Source organism: Streptomyces rimosus subsp. rimosus (assembly GCF_000720725.1).
Classification (GTDB): Bacteria; Actinomycetota; Actinomycetes; order Streptomycetales; family Streptomycetaceae; genus Streptomyces; species Streptomyces rimosus_A.
The window spans coordinates 134205-148570 of sequence record NZ_JOCQ01000004.1 but is presented as its reverse complement, the minus strand read 5'-3'; the positions used below and the strand labels follow the sequence as shown (position 1 = coordinate 148570).

Annotated in this window: 10 protein-coding genes and 1 pseudogene; 5 read left to right on the top strand and 6 right to left on the bottom strand. The window is 73.4% G+C overall.

Annotated elements, in window-relative coordinates:
• Window positions 1-38 precede the first annotated feature (38 nt).
• Window positions 39-1412 (top strand): annotated as a pseudogene (locus IH45_RS0103670) (MFS transporter); the annotation flags it as partial.
• Between the two features lie 18 nt (window positions 1413-1430).
• On the opposite strand, the gene IH45_RS0103665 reads toward IH45_RS0103670, so the two are convergent.
• From IH45_RS0103665 to IH45_RS0103645, 5 genes are all read right to left on the bottom strand, one after another.
• Window positions 1431-2618, bottom strand: coding sequence for an XdhC family protein (locus tag IH45_RS0103665; RefSeq protein WP_030661168.1), 1188 nt, complete (start codon window positions 2616-2618; stop codon window positions 1431-1433).
• 34 nt (window positions 2619-2652) lie between these two features.
• Window positions 2653-4110, bottom strand: coding sequence for an NCS2 family permease (locus tag IH45_RS0103660; RefSeq protein ID WP_030661165.1), 1458 nt, complete (start codon window positions 4108-4110; stop codon window positions 2653-2655).
• A gap of 168 nt (window positions 4111-4278) precedes the next feature.
• A complete protein-coding gene (locus tag IH45_RS0103655; protein WP_030661163.1) occupies window positions 4279-6663 on the bottom strand; it encodes a xanthine dehydrogenase family protein molybdopterin-binding subunit in 2385 nt (794 codons plus the stop codon).
• 2 nt (window positions 6664-6665) lie between these two features.
• On the bottom strand, window positions 6666-7268 hold the full coding sequence (locus tag IH45_RS0103650; RefSeq protein ID WP_030661161.1) for a (2Fe-2S)-binding protein: 603 nt from the start codon (window positions 7266-7268) through the stop codon (window positions 6666-6668).
• Window positions 7259-8146, bottom strand: a complete 888-nt coding sequence (locus IH45_RS0103645; RefSeq protein WP_030661159.1) for an FAD binding domain-containing protein — start codon at window positions 8144-8146, stop codon at window positions 7259-7261. Before IH45_RS0103645 ends, IH45_RS0103650 begins: the two co-directional genes overlap by 10 nt.
• Before the next feature lie 319 nt (window positions 8147-8465).
• On the opposite strand from IH45_RS0103645, the gene IH45_RS0103640 reads away from it, so the two are divergent.
• The 3 genes from IH45_RS0103640 to IH45_RS0103630 all read left to right on the top strand — a co-directional run bounded on the left by IH45_RS0103640 (window position 8466) and on the right by IH45_RS0103630 (window position 12454).
• Window positions 8466-10139: a PucR family transcriptional regulator gene (locus IH45_RS0103640; protein WP_030661157.1), complete on the top strand. Its 1674-nt coding sequence runs from the start codon at window positions 8466-8468 to the stop codon at window positions 10137-10139.
• Between the two features lie 402 nt (window positions 10140-10541).
• Window positions 10542-11405 carry a hypothetical protein gene (locus IH45_RS0103635; RefSeq protein WP_199810611.1) on the top strand — a complete coding sequence of 288 codons (864 nt, stop codon included), beginning with the start codon at window positions 10542-10544 and terminating at the stop codon, window positions 11403-11405.
• A 173-nt stretch (window positions 11406-11578) separates the two neighbouring features.
• Window positions 11579-12454: a hypothetical protein gene (locus IH45_RS0103630; RefSeq protein WP_030661150.1), complete on the top strand. Its 876-nt coding sequence runs from the start codon at window positions 11579-11581 to the stop codon at window positions 12452-12454.
• Between the two features lie 21 nt (window positions 12455-12475).
• Here the strand turns inward: IH45_RS0103630 and IH45_RS0103625 are convergent, their stop codons facing one another.
• The gene (locus tag IH45_RS0103625) at window positions 12476-13357 is read right to left on the bottom strand and encodes a GntR family transcriptional regulator (RefSeq protein WP_030661147.1); all 882 of its coding nucleotides are present in this window, start codon (window positions 13355-13357) and stop codon (window positions 12476-12478) included.
• Window positions 13358-13487: 130 nt separating this feature from the next.
• On the opposite strand from IH45_RS0103625, the gene IH45_RS0103620 reads away from it, so the two are divergent.
• On the top strand, window positions 13488-14327 hold the full coding sequence (locus IH45_RS0103620; protein ID WP_030661144.1) for a (2Fe-2S)-binding protein: 840 nt from the start codon (window positions 13488-13490) through the stop codon (window positions 14325-14327).
• Window positions 14328-14366 lie beyond the last annotated feature (39 nt).

Here is a 14366-nt window from a genome sequence, read left to right as displayed (position 1 = left end):
CCACCAGCCCGGCCCGGCCACCCGCGGACGGCGCGCGCATGAGCGGCCGCACCAGGGGGATGCTGCTCGTCCTGTGCGGCGCGGTCTTCCTGGAGGGGGCCGACATCGCCATGCTGAACGTGGCCCTGCCGTCGATCCGCGCCGATCTCGGCCTGACCACCGGCGAGTTGCAGTGGGTGATGAGCGCGTACGTGCTCGGCTACGGCGGCTTCATGCTGCTCGGCGGGCGCGCCGCGGACCTGTTCGGGCGGCGGCGGATGTTCCTGCTGCCGCTCGCCGTCTTCCTCGCCTTCTCCGGCCTGGGCGGTCTCGCGGGCGACGGCTGGACGCTGGTCCTCGCCCGGTTCGTGACGGGCGCGTGCGCCGCGTTCATGACGCCCGCCGGGCTGTCGATCATCACCACCGGCTTCCCCGCCGGGCCGTCCCGCAGCAAGGCGCTGCTGGTCTACTCGGGCACCGGGGGCGGCGGCTTCTCGGTCGGCCTGGTCGTCGGCGGCCTGCTGGCGGCGGCCGACTGGCGGTGGGTGTTCTTCGCCCCCGTCGTGACGGCGGCCCTGATCCTCGCCGCGGGACTGCCGCTGATCCCGCGTACGGAGGGAGCCCGTACGGCGAGGACCGGCCCGGCGGGACCGGCCGGGGCACGGCCAGGGGCTTTCCGCCGGCCCCGTGCGCACCTGGACCTGCCCGGCGCGCTCACCGTGACCGGCGCGATCCTCCTGTTCGTCCTGGCCGTCGAGCGCGCCACCCACGCCCCGCCGGTGCAGACTCTCGCCGCCCTCGCCGCTTCCCTCGTCCTGCTGCTCGCGTTCGTACGGATCGAACGGCGCTCCCCCGCCCCGCTGGTGCGGCCCGGCATCTTCCGTACGCACTCGCTGATCCGCGCCAACCTCACCGGACTGCTGTTCACCGGCGGGTTCTTCGGGTTCCAGTTCATCGTGGTGCTCTATCTGCGCGAGGTGCGCGGCTGGTCCACGCTGGAGACGAGCTTCGCGATGCTGGCGATGGGCGCCGACGCGGTGCTCGCGCCCGTCCTGACGCCCCGGCTCGTCCGGCGTTTCGGCAACGCGCGGGTGATCCTCGGCGGCCTGCTGCTGGCGGTCGTCGCCTACGCCGCGTTCCTGCCGCTCGGCACGGACCGCACGTACGCGGCGATGTTCCCCAGCATCCTGCTGGTGGGCACGGCCTTCGCGCTGGTCTACGGGCCCCTCACCATCGTCGCCACAGAAGGCATCGACCACCACGAACAGGGCCTGGCCGGCGGCCTCCTCAACACGTCCTACCAGTTCGGCGCGGCCCTCGGCCTGTCGGCTACCACAGCCGCCATGACCCTGGGCAGCACCGACCCACTCACCGCCTACCGGACCGCGCTCCTGGTGCCCCTGCTGTCCGCCGTACTGGCCGTATTCATCAGCCCGCGGGAGCGCGTCCCCTCACGCCACCGAAACCGTCCCGACCCGCTCCAGCGCCGCGGGCGCGTCGTGGTGGATGGGCGTGTGCGCACCCGTCAGCGGCGTCCCCGTGCCGCCGCGGCGGGCGGCGATGATTTCGGCGGCGATGGAGAGGGCCGTTTCCTCGGGGGTGCGGGCGCCGAGGTCGAGGCCGATCGGTGAGCGCAGGCGGGTGAGTTCGTGTTCGGTCAGGCCCGCGGCGCGGAGGCGGTCCAGGCGGTCCAGGTGGGTGCGGCGGGAGCCCATGGCGCCGACGTAGGCGACGGGGAGGCGCAGGGCGCGTTCCAGGAGGGGGATGTCGAACTTGGCGTCGTGGGTCAGGACGCACAGCACCGTGCGGGCGTCGAGGTCCTGGGTTTCGAGGTAGCGGTGCGGCCAGTCGACGACGATCTCGTCCGCGTCGGGGAAGCGGGCGCGGGTGGCGAAGACGGGGCGGGCGTCGCAGACGGTGACGTGGTGGTCGAGGAACTTTCCGGCGCGTACCAGGGCGGCGGCGAAGTCGATGGCACCGAAGACGATCATGCGGGGGGCGGGGACGGAGGATTCGACGAGGACGAGGACGGGCTCGCCGCAGCGGGAGCCGTCGGCGCCGATCTCCACGGTGGCGGTGCGGCCCGCGTCCAGGAGGGCGCGGGATTCCTCGGCGGCGGTGCGGTCCAGTTCCGGGTGGCCGCCGAGGGTGCCGGTGACGCTGCCGTCGGGGCGTACGAGCAGGGCGTGGCCCAGGAGGCGCGCGGGGCCGCGGACGACCCGGGCCACCGCCGCGGCTTCCCCCGACGCCGCGGCGGCCAGGGCGGTGGTGACGGTCGCGGCGACGTCGGGCGCGCGGGGGTCGTCGTCCGGCCCGTCCGTACCGTACGGGCGTACCGGAGTGACCAGGATGTCGATGACGCCTCCGCAGGTCAGGCCGACCGCGAAGGCGTCCTCGTCGCTGTAGCCGAAGCGCTCCAGAACCGTTTCGCCGGTGCGCAGCGCCTCCTGGCACAGCTCGTAGACCGCGCCCTCCACGCAGCCGCCGGAGACCGACCCGACCGCCGTGCCGTCGCTGTCGACGGCCAGTGCGGCGCCCGGTTGGCGGGGCGCGCTGCCGCTGGTGGCCACGACCGTGGCCACCGCGAAGGGGCGTCCCTGCCGGGCCCACCGGTGCAGCTCGTCGGCGATGTCCAGCATGTCGGTCTCCTTACGGTGAATGCGAGGGCGGGCGTTACTTGACGCCCAGCCAGTTCTCGATGGGGTGCAGCGAGAAGTAGCCGAGGAAGATCAGAGCGAGTACCCACATGAAGGCGCCGACCTCCCGCCACTTGCCCTGCGCGGTCTTGATGGCGGTATAGGCGATGACGCCCGCGCCGACGCCCGCGGTGATGTTGTACGTGAAGGGCATCAGCGCCACGGTGAGGAACACCGGGACGGACACCGATCGGTCGCTCCAGTCCACGTGCTTGGCGGCACTCATCATCATCGAGCCGATGACGACGAGGGCGGCCGCGGCGACCTGGGCGGGCACGAGCTGGGTGAGCGGGGTGAAGAACAGGCAGGCGGCGAAGAACAGACCGGTGACGACCGAGGACAGGCCGGTGCGGGCGCCTTCGCCGACGCCGCTGGCCGACTCGATGAACACGGTCTGGCCGGACGCGCCGGCCACCCCGCCGATCGCGCCGCCCGCCCCGTCGATGAACAGCGCCTTGGACAGGCCGGGCATCCGCCCCTTGTCGTCGGCGAGCTTCGCCTCCGTACCGACGCCGATGATGGTCGCCATCGCGTCGAAGAACCCGGCCAGCACCAGCGTGAAGACGATCATGCCGACGGTCAGGGCCCCGATCTGCCCCCAGCCGCCGAACTCGACGTGTCCGAAGAGCCCGAAGTCGGGGGCGGCGACGGCGCTGCCGTGCAGCTTCGGCGAGGTGCCGCCCCAGTCCTTGTCGGTGAGGCCTCCGATGCTGGTGGCGAGCACGGACAGGAGGGTGCCGACGACGATGCCGATGAGGATGGCGCCGGGCACGTTGCGGGCCTGGAGCATGAAGATCAGCACCAGGGTGACGGCGAAGAAGAGGACCGGCCAGCCGGACAGTTCGCCGGTCAGGCCGAGCTGGACGGGGCCGCCGGCGCCCTTGCCGACGAAGCCCGCCTTCACCAGGCCGAGCAGCGCGACGAACATGCCGATGCCCATGGTGATGGCGTGCTTGAGGGCCAGCGGGATGGCGTTCATGATCATCTCGCGCAGCCCGGTGACCACCAGGAGCATGATCACCACGCCGTACAGCACGCACATGCCCATCGCCTGCGGCCAGGTCATGTACGGGACGACCTGCGAGGTCAGGGCCGCCGAAACGTTCAGTCCGGCGGCCAGGGCCAGCGGCACCTTGCCGACGAACCCCATGAGCAGCGTGCAGACCGCGGCGCCGAGCGCCGTGGCCGTCACCACCCCGGCGCTCGCCAGGGTGTGCTTCTCGGCGTCCGGTGTGGCCAGGATGAGGGGGTTGAGCAGGAGGATGTAGCACATCGCCATGAAGGTGGTGATGCCGCCGCGCACCTCGCGCGCGACCGTCGATCCTCTGTCGGAGATGTGGAAGTACCGGTCGAGCCAGGACCGGCCGGCGGGCTGGCGCGAGCCCGCGCCCGCGTCGTCCGCCGTGGTCTTCGGCTCCAGGAACTGCTGGGTCATGGTGCCTTACTCCCAAGGTTCAAAGGGGCCCTCGCGTCACGCACGCACCGCGGCGCGAGATTTGGGATGGAACATCGGCTGCACGACCCGGGGGACGGCCCAGGTGCCTGCGGCGGGGCGGCCGTACGGCGGTGACCGGCACCGCGTACGGCTGCCCCACCCGCGCGGCTATGTGCCGGTGAGGTGCTCCGGCCGGACCGGGGTCCGGTTCAGTTCCAGCCCGGTCGCGTTCCGGATCGCCGCGAGGACGGCCGGGGTGGACGACAGGGTGGGGGCCTCGCCGATGCCGCGCAGCCCGTACGGGGCGTGCTCGTCGGCGAGTTCGAGCACGTCGACCGGGATGGTCGGCGTGTCGAGAATGGTGGGGATCAGGTAGTCCGTGAAGGAGGGGTTGCGCACCTTCGCGGTCTTCGGGTCCACGATGATCTCTTCCATCACCGCGACGCCGAGGCCCTGCGTCGTACCGCCCTGGATCTGCCCGACGACGGACAGCGGGTTCAGGGCCTTGCCGACGTCCTGGGCGCAGGCCAGCTCGACGACCTTGACCAGGCCGAGCGCGGTGTCCACCTCGACGACCGCGCGGTGCGCCGCGAAGGAGTACTGGACGTGGCCGTTGCCCTGGCCGGTGCGCAGGTCGAACGGCTCGGTGGGGCGGTGCCGCCATTCGAGTTCGAGGTCGATGGCCTCGTCCTCCAGGACGTCCGCCACGTCGGCGAGCACCTCGCCGCCGTCGGTGACGACCTTGCCGCCCTCCAGCAGGAGTTCGGCGGTGGCCCACGCCGGGTGGTACGTGCCGAACTTGCGCCGCCCCAGCTCCAGGACCTGTTCGCGCACGTGCTCGCAGGTGTTCTTCACCGCGCCGCCGGTGACATAGGTCTGCCGGGAGGCGGAGGTGGAGCCGGCCGAGCCGACCCGGGTGTCCGCCGGATGGATGGTGACCTGCTCGACGCCCAGTTCCGTACGGGCGATCTGCGCGTGGACGGTGACGCCGCCCTGGCCGACCTCCGCCATGGCCGTGTGCACGGTCGCCACCGGCACCCCGCCGACGACCTCCATGCGCACGCGGGCGGTCGAGTAGTCGTCGAAGCCCTCGGAGAAGCCGACGTTCTTGATGCCGACCGCGTAGCCGATGCCGCGGACGACGTCCTCGCCGTGGGTGGTGTTGGACAGCCCGCCGGGCAGCGCGCGGACGTCGGCGCCCTCGGTGGTCTCCCACTGATTCTCCGGCGGCAGCGGCATCGCCTTGACGCGGCGCAGCAGCTCGGCGACCGGCGCCGGGGAGTCCACGACCTGGCCCGTCGGCAGCAGGGTGCCCTGCTCCATGGCGTTCAGCTGCCGGAATTCCACCGGGTCCATGCCCAGCTTCGCGGCGAGCTTGTCCATCTGCGCCTCGTACGCGAAGCACGCCTGGACCGCGCCGAAGCCGCGCATGGCGCCGCAGGGCGGGTTGTTCGAGTAGAGGGCGATGGCCTCGATGTCCACGTCCTCGACCACGTACGGACCGACGGACAGGGAGGAGGCGTTGCCGACGACGGCCGGGGAGGCGGACGCGTAGGCACCGCCGTCCAGCACGATCCGGCACTTCAGGTGGGTCAGCTTGCCGTCCTTGGTGGCGCCGTGCTCGTACCAGAGCTTGGCGGGGTGCCGGTGGACGTGGCCGAAGAACGACTCGAACCGGTTGTAGACGATCTTGACGGGCTTGCCGGTGCGCAGCGCCAGCAGACAGCCGTGGATCTGCATCGACAGGTCCTCGCGCCCGCCGAACGCGCCGCCGACGCCGGAGAGCGTCATCCGGACCTTGTCCTCGGGCAGGCCCAGGACCGGGGCTATCTGGCGCAGGTCGGAGTGCAGCCACTGGGTGGCCACGTACAGGTCGACGCCGCCGTCCTCGGCGGGCACCGCGAGGCCGGATTCCGGGCCGAGGAACGCCTGGTCCTGCATGCCGAAGACGTACTCGCCGGTGACGATCACGTCGGCGCGGCGGGCCGCCGCCTCCGCGTCGCCGCGCACGATCGGCTGGCGGTGCACGATGTTCGGGTGCGGTACGTGGCTGATGTGGTGATCGTCGCGGTTCTCGTGGACCAGCGGGGCGCCCTCGGCCAGCGCGGACGCCTCGTCGGTGACCACCGGCAGCTCGGCGTACTCGACCTTGATCTTGGCGGCGGCGCGGCGGGCGGTCTCCGGGTGGTCGGCGGCGACCAGCGCGACCGGCTCGCCGTGGTGGCGGACCTTGCCGTGCGCCAGGACGGGCGTGTCCTGGATCTCCAGGCCGTAGTTCTTCACCTCGGTGGGCAGGTCGTCATAGGTGAGAACCGCGTAGACACCGGACTGGGCGAGCGCCTCGGAGGTGTCGATGGAGACGATCTCGGCGTGCGCGACGGTGGAGCGCAGCGTGAAGCCCCACAGCATGTCCTCGTGCCACAGGTCCGAGGAGTACGCGAACTCGCCGGTCACCTTGAGGGTGCCGTCCGGGCGCAGCGTGGAGGCGCCGATGCCCGCGTCGGTGGCGCCGCCCTGGGTCAGGTGGGTGGGTGTGCGGGTGACTCCGCTCATGGTCAGGCCCCCGTTCCGGTGGTCTGCGCGTCGCCGCGGGCGGCGGCGAGCCGTACCGCGTCGAGGATCTTCTCGTAGCCCGTGCAGCGGCACAGGTTGCCGGACAGCGCCTCGCGGATGTCCGCGTCGGACGGCTGGGCGTTGCGCTCCAGCAGTTCGTCGGCGGCGACCAGCAGGCCGGGCGTGCAGAAGCCGCACTGGACGGCGCCCGCGTCGATGAACGCCTGCTGGACGGGCGACAGCCTGACCTGCCCGTCGGCGCCGGCCGGCTTGGCCTGCCAGCGCTGGGCCGCGTCCACGCTCGTACCGGCAGAGCCGCATGCACCGGTGGCGCAGCCGCCGTGCTGCGCGCGCTGCTCGGCGTAGTCCGCCAGGCCTTCGACGGTCACGACCTCCCGGCCTTCGACCTGACCGGCCGCGACCAGGCACGAGCACACCGGCACGCCGTCCAGACGGACCGTGCAGGAGCCGCATTCGCCCTGCTCACAGGCGTTCTTCGAACCCGGCAGGCCCATCCGCTCGCGCAGCACGTACAGCAGGCTCTCGCCCTCCCAGACGTCGTCGGCCTGCTGCTCGCGGCCGTTGACGGTGAACTTCACGCGCACCGGTCACTCCTCTCGTTGCCGCGGTAGGACTCCCAGGTCCAGCCGAGGGTGCGGCGCGCCATGATCCCCACGGCGTGCCGGCGGTACTTCGCGCTGCCGCGCACGTCGTCGATCGGGTTGCAGGCGCCGGTGGCCAGCTCGGCGAACTGCTTGGCCACGGACGGCGGGATCGGCCGCCCCGACTCCCAGAAACCGCCCTCCTCCAGGGCCGCCGTCAGGAACTCCTCGGCGGCCTTGGCGCGTACGGGCGTGGGCGCGGCCGAGCCGATGCCGGTCCGTACCGTGCGGGTGCGCGGGTGCAGCGCGAGGCCGAAGGCGCACACCGCGATGACCATCGCGTTGCGCGTGCCGACCTTGGAGAACTGCTGCGGCCCGTCGGCCTTGGGCAGGTGCACGGCGCGAATCAGCTCGTCCGGCTCCAGGGCGTTGCGCTTGACGCCCAGGTAGAACGCGTCGATCGGGATCATGCGGCGGCCGCGTACCGACTCGGCCTCGACCTCGCCGCCGGAGGCGAGCAGCGCCGGATGCGCGTCGCCGGCCGGGGAGGCGGTGCCCAGGTTGCCGCCGACGCCGCCGCGGTTGCGTATCTGCGGGGAGGCGACGGTGTGCGAGGCGAGCGCCAGTCCGGGCAGCTCGGCGCGCAGGTTCTCCATGATCTGCGTGTACGGCACGGACGCGCCGAGCCGTACGGTCTCCTCGCCCACCTCCCACTCCCGCAGGTCGTCGACGCGGTTCAGGTCGAGCAGGTACTCCGGGCGGCGGTGGTCGAAGTTGATCTCGACCATGACATCGGTGCCGCCCGCGATCGGCACAGCCGTGGGGTGCTCGGCCTTGGCGGCGAGCGCCTCCTCCCAGCTGCCGGGGCGAAGGAAGTCCATGTGTGGCTCTCTTCTACGTCTCTTCGGTGCGCGTCGTGGCGCCGGGCCTGCCGGGCCCCGGCGCCACGCGCGAAATCGGGTCGTCCGCTGCTCGCGATGGGGACCGACGGCCCTGGATCCAAGGGGGCCGTTCATGTCCTGTTAACGCGGTGGAGCCCAGTGAACGCGCCCCGCACCCGCCGGGTGCAGTCACCGAAACCATGAAGCGGTTGGCTGGCCACGGCGCATGTCTTGTAGATTCGAACGAAAGGCGGGGCGCAGAAACCTCGCGGCATTCCACCGGCAACATCAGTCAGAACAGAACGGCGGGCGAGAGACCATGCGGCTCCGCGCACTCCTGGACACCGGCACTCTCGGCCTGCGGCTGCTGGGCGGCGAGGAGGAACTGGACCGTACCGTGCGCGGGGTCATGACCACCGACCTGCGCGACCCCAGCCGCTACCTGTCCGGCGGCGAGCTGGTGCTCACCGGCCTGGCCTGGCGCCGCGAGCCGGAGGACTCCGAGCGGTTCGTGCGCATCCTGGCCGCGGCCGGGGTCGCCGGGCTGGCCGCGGGCGAGGCCGAGCTGGGCGCGGTGCCCGAGGACCTGGTGGCGGCCTGCGCCCGGCACCGGCTGCCGCTGTTCTCCGTCGTGGAGGACGTCTCCTTCGCCTCGATCACCGAGTACGTCGTACGCCAGGTCTCCGGCGAGCGCGCGGGCGACCTGGCCGCCGTGGTGGACCGGCACCGCCGCCTGATGACCTCGGGCCCGGCGGGCGGCGGCCCCGAAGCCGTCCTGGAACTGCTGGGCTCGGACCTGGACCTGCGCGCCTGGGTGCTGTCCCCCACCGGCCGGCAGATAGCCGGGTCCACCCTGGCCGGGTCGGGGCCCGAGCTGCCCGCCGAGACCGGCGCCCGGCTGGCGGGCGAGCACCTGGCCGCCTCCCGCACCGGCCGCCGCGGCCCCTACCGGCTCCCGCTCGGCAGCACCACGTACTCCCTCTTCCCCATCCGCGGCAACGGCCGCGACCTGCGCGAGACGGTCCTGTCCGACTGGCTGCTGGCCGTCGAGGCGGACGCCGGCGACTGGGCCGAGGAGCGATTGGACCTGCTGCACGGCGTCACCCAGCTGATAGCCGTCGAACGCGACCGCCGCGACGCGGCCCGTACGGTGCGCAGACGCCTCGCCCAGGAGGTCCTGGAGCTGGTGCAGACGGGCGCCGCGCCCGCCGAGATCGCCGCCCGGCTGCGGGTGGCCGCGCCCGTGCTGCTGCCCGGGCTGGGCACGGCGCCGCACTGGCAGGTCGTCGTGGCCCGCGTCGAGTGGGCGGGCGGGGACGTGCCCGGCGGGCCGGTCGCGCAGACGCTGCTGGAAGAGGTGCTGGTCGACCCCGGTACGTTCGGGCCCGACCCGTCCGACCGGATCGCCGTCGCGCACACCGGTGACGAGGCGGTGGCCCTGGTGCCGCTGCCCGCCGTACCGGACGACGACACGCGGGACGGCCACGCGTCCACCGCCGGGCTCCAGGCCGACGCCCTGCTCGCCGCCGTCCAGGAGCCGCTGACCCGCGGCCTGGGCGACGACGGCCGGCTGACCCTGGGCGTCAGCGCCTCCGTCCACTCGGCGGAGGGCCTGCGCGGCGCCCTGGAGGAGGCCCGGCACGCCCGCCGGGTCGCCGCGGCCCGCCCCGGCCGGGTCTGCGCGGCGGGCCACGAGGAGCTGGCCTCGCACGTCCTGCTGCTGCCCTTCGTCCCCGACGACGTACGCCGTGCCTTCACCGCCCGGCTCCTGGACCCGCTGCGCGACTACGACCGCCGCCACCGCGCCGAGCTGATACCCACCCTGGAGGCGTTCCTCGACTGCGACGGCTCCTGGACCCGCTGCGCCACCCGCCTCCACCTGCACGTCAACACCCTGCGCTACCGGGTCGGCCGCATCGAGCAGCTGACGGGCCGTGACCTGGCCCGCCTGGAGGACAAGCTGGACTTCTTCCTGGCGCTGCGGATGAGCTGAAGGACGTGCGGCCGGCGCGGAGCACGGCCCACATTCGGCCACGTATGAATGGCGCGTATGCGCCCCTTGTTCGCCTTACGCCCAACAGCCATGGTTGGGCGCTTGCTTGACCTGCCGTCAGCAACGGCTGCCGCGGTGCCGGTCTTCCCTGATCACGCGTCACCCGATCGGACGTATCCCGACAGCGCCGCCCACCGCCGTACACGCCCCGCCCCTCCCCCCGGGGCGCCGTGTACTGGCGGTTTTGGGCCGTTCCGGCGGCTCCGGGAGGCGGCGAAGCGATTGTGAAATCATTCACCTTCCCCCTTGGCCGGGCAGCCGGATTCGTGCTGAGATGCGCCCACTGCTTCTCAGTTCCAGCTCAACGGTGCGCTCGGGGAGGGCAATGTGGCGGACACCGCCATGTCAGGAGCCGCAGGAACCACGGGAACCGCGCGGCCCGGGGAACCGGAGCCCGCGGTCCCGGCGGCCAGGTCGGCGGCCGGGGCGGACGCCCTGGACCGGGCCGTGTGGCGGCTGCGGTCACGGGGGTGCTGGGACGACGCGGCGGCCCTGCTGGAACCACACGCGGCGGGGCATCCCCCGTACGCGATCCGCCGCGCCGCGCTCCTCGTGGAGCGCTGCATGTTCACCGCCACCGGATGGGCCGCGGCCGAGGACGCGCTGCGCGCCGCGGAGGCGGTGGCGGGCGACAACGACGAGCGGGGCGCCGCGGCCTGCGAGCGCGGCCACCTGGCGTACGCCGCCACGGTCCTGAACGTACGGGACCGCGCGGACGAGGCCCGCTCCGCGCTCGGCCGGGCCGCGGCCCTGCTGGACCCCACGGCGCCCGGCCGCGCGCTGCTGGACTACCGGCGCGGCCTGATGGCCGAACACGTCGCCAACAGCCCGGACTCCGCGCGCGCCGCCTACCGCCGCGCCCACGCGGGCGCCACCGCGCACGGCGACACCCTGCTGCTCTCCTTCACCTGGCGCCACCTCGCCGGCCTGGCCCTGCGCGACGGCGAACTGGCCGAGGCCCGGCACGGCTTCGCCGAATCCCTGCGCATCCGCGAGGAACTGGGCTTCCTGGTCGGTACGGCACCGGCGCTGGTCGCCCTCGCCGACACGGCGCCGCCCGAGGAGGCGGAGGGCCTGCGCATCGAGGCCGCCCGGCTCTTCCGGCTCATGGGCGGCGTACCGACCTGGCTCGCCGAGCACCTGGAGGGCGTACCGGCGGCCGTGGAGCCGCCCGCGGCACCCGCGGGGCACCGGGCGGGACACTAGGGCCCCGCAGCTCCGGCCGGTTACGGAGCCCGCGCCCCGGGCACATGTGGGCTCCGCGGGCCCCACCCACCCCGAATTTGGCCTCAAGTCGCACTGTCCGTGCGGGACTTGTCCCTGGATGCTGGTGCGGTTCGACTCCCGACCTACGGCAGCGCCTTTCAGGAGGCCACACCTTGGCAGCAGGAGCATCGCACCCATCGGCCGGCTCGGACTGGGGAAAGGCGGATTTCGAGGCCATCTACGACTGCCCGGATCCCCGTACGTACTTCCGGACGCTGCGCCCGCTCGACTACCAGATCCCGCACCACGGCCAGGGGGTGTTCCGCGCCCTGGCCGAGCACCTGCAACGGCGCCGGCCCGGCCGCAGGCCGCTCCAGGTCGTCGACCTGTGCTGTTCCTACGGCGTCAACGCGGCACTGCTCAACCACAAGCTGAGCCTGACGGACCTGTACGACCGGTACACCGACGCCCGGGAGACCGGCGGCCTGACCGCGGCCCGGCTGGCCGGTGAGGACCGGGCGTTCTTCGACGAGCTGCGCCGCCCGGAGGCCGTGCGGACCATCGGCATCGACGCGGCGCGGCGCGCGGTCGGCTACGCCGAGCGCGTCGGCCTGCTGGACGCCGGGTTCGCCGAGAACCTGGAGGCCGCGGAGCCGAGCGCGCGCCTGCAGCGCACCCTGGCGGGCACCGACCTGATCACCGTGACGGGCGGCGTGGGGTACATCTCCGCCACCACCTTCGGGCGGCTGCTCGCCTGCACGCCCGACCCGCCGTGGATCGCCGCGTTCGTCCTGCGGACCGTGTCGTACGAGCCGATCGCCGACCTCCTCACCCGGTCCGGCCTGGTGACCGAACGCCTCCCCGTCCGCACCTTCCGCCAGCGCCGCTTCGCCGACCTGGCCGAACGCCGCGCCGCCTTCACCGCCCTGCAGACCCGCGACCTGGACACCACCGGCAAGGAATCGGACGGTTTCTACCACGCGGATCTGTACCTGTCCCGGCCGGCGGCGGAGATGGCGGAGGTGGGGGTGGAGAGGCTGGTGCCCTGAGCACACCCGGGTGCCGCGCGTTCAGTGCGGGCGGTGGGCGGAGGCCAGGTGCTCACGGGCGATGCGTTCGACGATGGCGTACTCGCGGGCCATCAGGGCGTCCAGCAGGGCCGTGTGTTCGGAGGCGGCGGCGAGCAGGTCGGCCGTGCGGGGCGGGGGGCTGCCGGGGACCGGAGTGCGGGTGCGGCGGTGGAGGTCGTCGGCGACCTGGACGAGCTGGCGGTTGCCGGTAAGGGCGAGCAGGGCGTGGTGGAAGGCGTGGTCCGCTTCGGCGTATCCGGTGCGGTCGCCGTGGGCCGCGGCGGATACGCCCGCGGCGGCCAGCGGGCGCAGCTCCTCCCAGCGCTCGGCCGGCAGCGCCCGCGCCAGCCGCAGCAGCGCCGGTATTTCGAGCATCGCGCGCACTTCGGCCAGTTCCGCGAGGTCGCGGTGGGTGCGCTCGGCGACGCGGAAGCCGCGGTTGGGGGCGACCTCGACCGCGCCTTCGCAGGCGAGCAGCTGCATGGCTTCCCGTACGGGGGTGGCGGAGACGCCGTAGCGGACGGCGAGCGCGGGGGCCGAGTAGACCTCGCCGGGGACCAGTTCGCCGGCCGTCAGGGCTTCGCGGAGCGCGGCCAGCACCTGGCCCCGTACGGAGTGCCGCTGGGGCTGCCTGCGGGGGGCGGGCACGGGCGCGGGGCCGGCGGGCGCCGGTACGTAGGCCGTGGCGGGGTCCGGGACGCCCGAGCGGTGTTCGTACGCGGCGTCCGGCGCCGGGTCGTGCCCGGCCCGGTCCGGGGCCGCGTCGTGCCCGGCCGGGCGCGCTTCGTGGCCGGTGTGCTCGCCCCGCACGGGCTGCGAGCCGCCCTGTGCGGGCACCTGGGCGCGCAGCCGCGGCGCCGGTTCCGCTCTGCCCTGCTCCATGCGGGTTCCTCCTCACGTCCTCCAGCACCATAGGCGCCCCCTGTGACAGTTCAAACCCGGCTCAAAACCACAGAAGATCGGGTAAGGTAAGGCTTACCTGCCAACGAACGTGATATCGGTGGTGTCCCGCATGCGCCCTCTGCTCGCCGCCCGACCGCGCATCGAGCCCCTGGCCGGGGCGTATGCCCGGCTCACCGAGGTGTTCCCCGGACTGCGGGTCACCGAGTGGGAGACGGCGCCGCCGCAGGGTGCGGGCTGGGTGGACGCCGCCGCGCTGGCCACCGACCCCGCGGCCCTGGACGCCTTCCTGGCCTGGGACGACGCGCAGGTCGTACGGGACTACGGGCAACGGGCCCGCCCCGACGTCGTCGCCGCGTTCGCCCTGCACCGCTACGCCTGGCCCGCCTGTCTGCTGATCACCATCCCCTGGTTCCTGCACCGCCGGGTGCCGCGGCTGCCCGTCGAGGACGTGGCGTACCACCGCGAGGAGGGCCGGATGGCCGTACGGGTCCGCTCGTTCGCCTGTCTGCCCGGCGACCCGGTGGGGGAGCTGCCCGGCGCGCGGGTCGTGCCGGACGAGGAGGCGCTGCGCGCCGAGGTGCGGGAGGCGGTCGCCGAGCACCTCGGGCCCGTCCTGGACGGCTTCCGGCCCCGGCTGCGGCGCGGACCGCGCGCCCTGTGGGGCATGGCCTCGGACGAGATCGTCGAGGGCCTGTGGTACCTGGGGCACCTGCTGGGCGAGGAGCCGCGCGCGGTGGCCGAGGCGGCGCGGCTGCTGCCGGGCGGCACGGCCCCGTACCCCGGCGGCGCCGCCTTCCGCGAGCTGACCGGCCCGGACGGCGCGGCGCTGCCCACCCGGGACCGGGCGAGCTGCTGCATGTTCTACACGCTGCGCCCCGAGGACACCTGTGTGACCTGCCCCCGTACGTGCGACGCGGATCGCATCAAGCGCCTCACCGCAACCACCTGACCCCCACACCACCCGATCGGGTCGCCGGAATCGAACGCA

Bases quoted from the DNA above. Each gene is read 5' to 3' on its own strand.
- IH45_RS0103665 (WP_030661168.1), bottom strand. From the start codon at position 2,618: ATGCTGGACATCGCCGACGAGCTGCACCGGTGGGCCCGGCAGGGACGC.
- IH45_RS0103660 (WP_030661165.1), bottom strand. From the start codon at position 4,110: ATGACCCAGCAGTTCCTGGAGCCGAAGACCACGGCGGACGACGCGGGC.
- IH45_RS0103655 (WP_030661163.1), bottom strand. From the start codon at position 6,663: ATGAGCGGAGTCACCCGCACACCCACCCACCTGACCCAGGGCGGCGCC.
- IH45_RS0103645 (WP_030661159.1), bottom strand. From the start codon at position 8,146: ATGGACTTCCTTCGCCCCGGCAGCTGGGAGGAGGCGCTCGCCGCCAAG.
- IH45_RS0103640 (WP_030661157.1), top strand. From the start codon at position 8,466: ATGCGGCTCCGCGCACTCCTGGACACCGGCACTCTCGGCCTGCGGCTG.
- IH45_RS0103635 (WP_199810611.1), top strand. From the start codon at position 10,542: ATGTCAGGAGCCGCAGGAACCACGGGAACCGCGCGGCCCGGGGAACCG.
- IH45_RS0103625 (WP_030661147.1), bottom strand. From the start codon at position 13,357: ATGGAGCAGGGCAGAGCGGAACCGGCGCCGCGGCTGCGCGCCCAGGTG.
- IH45_RS0103620 (WP_030661144.1), top strand. From the start codon at position 13,488: ATGCGCCCTCTGCTCGCCGCCCGACCGCGCATCGAGCCCCTGGCCGGG.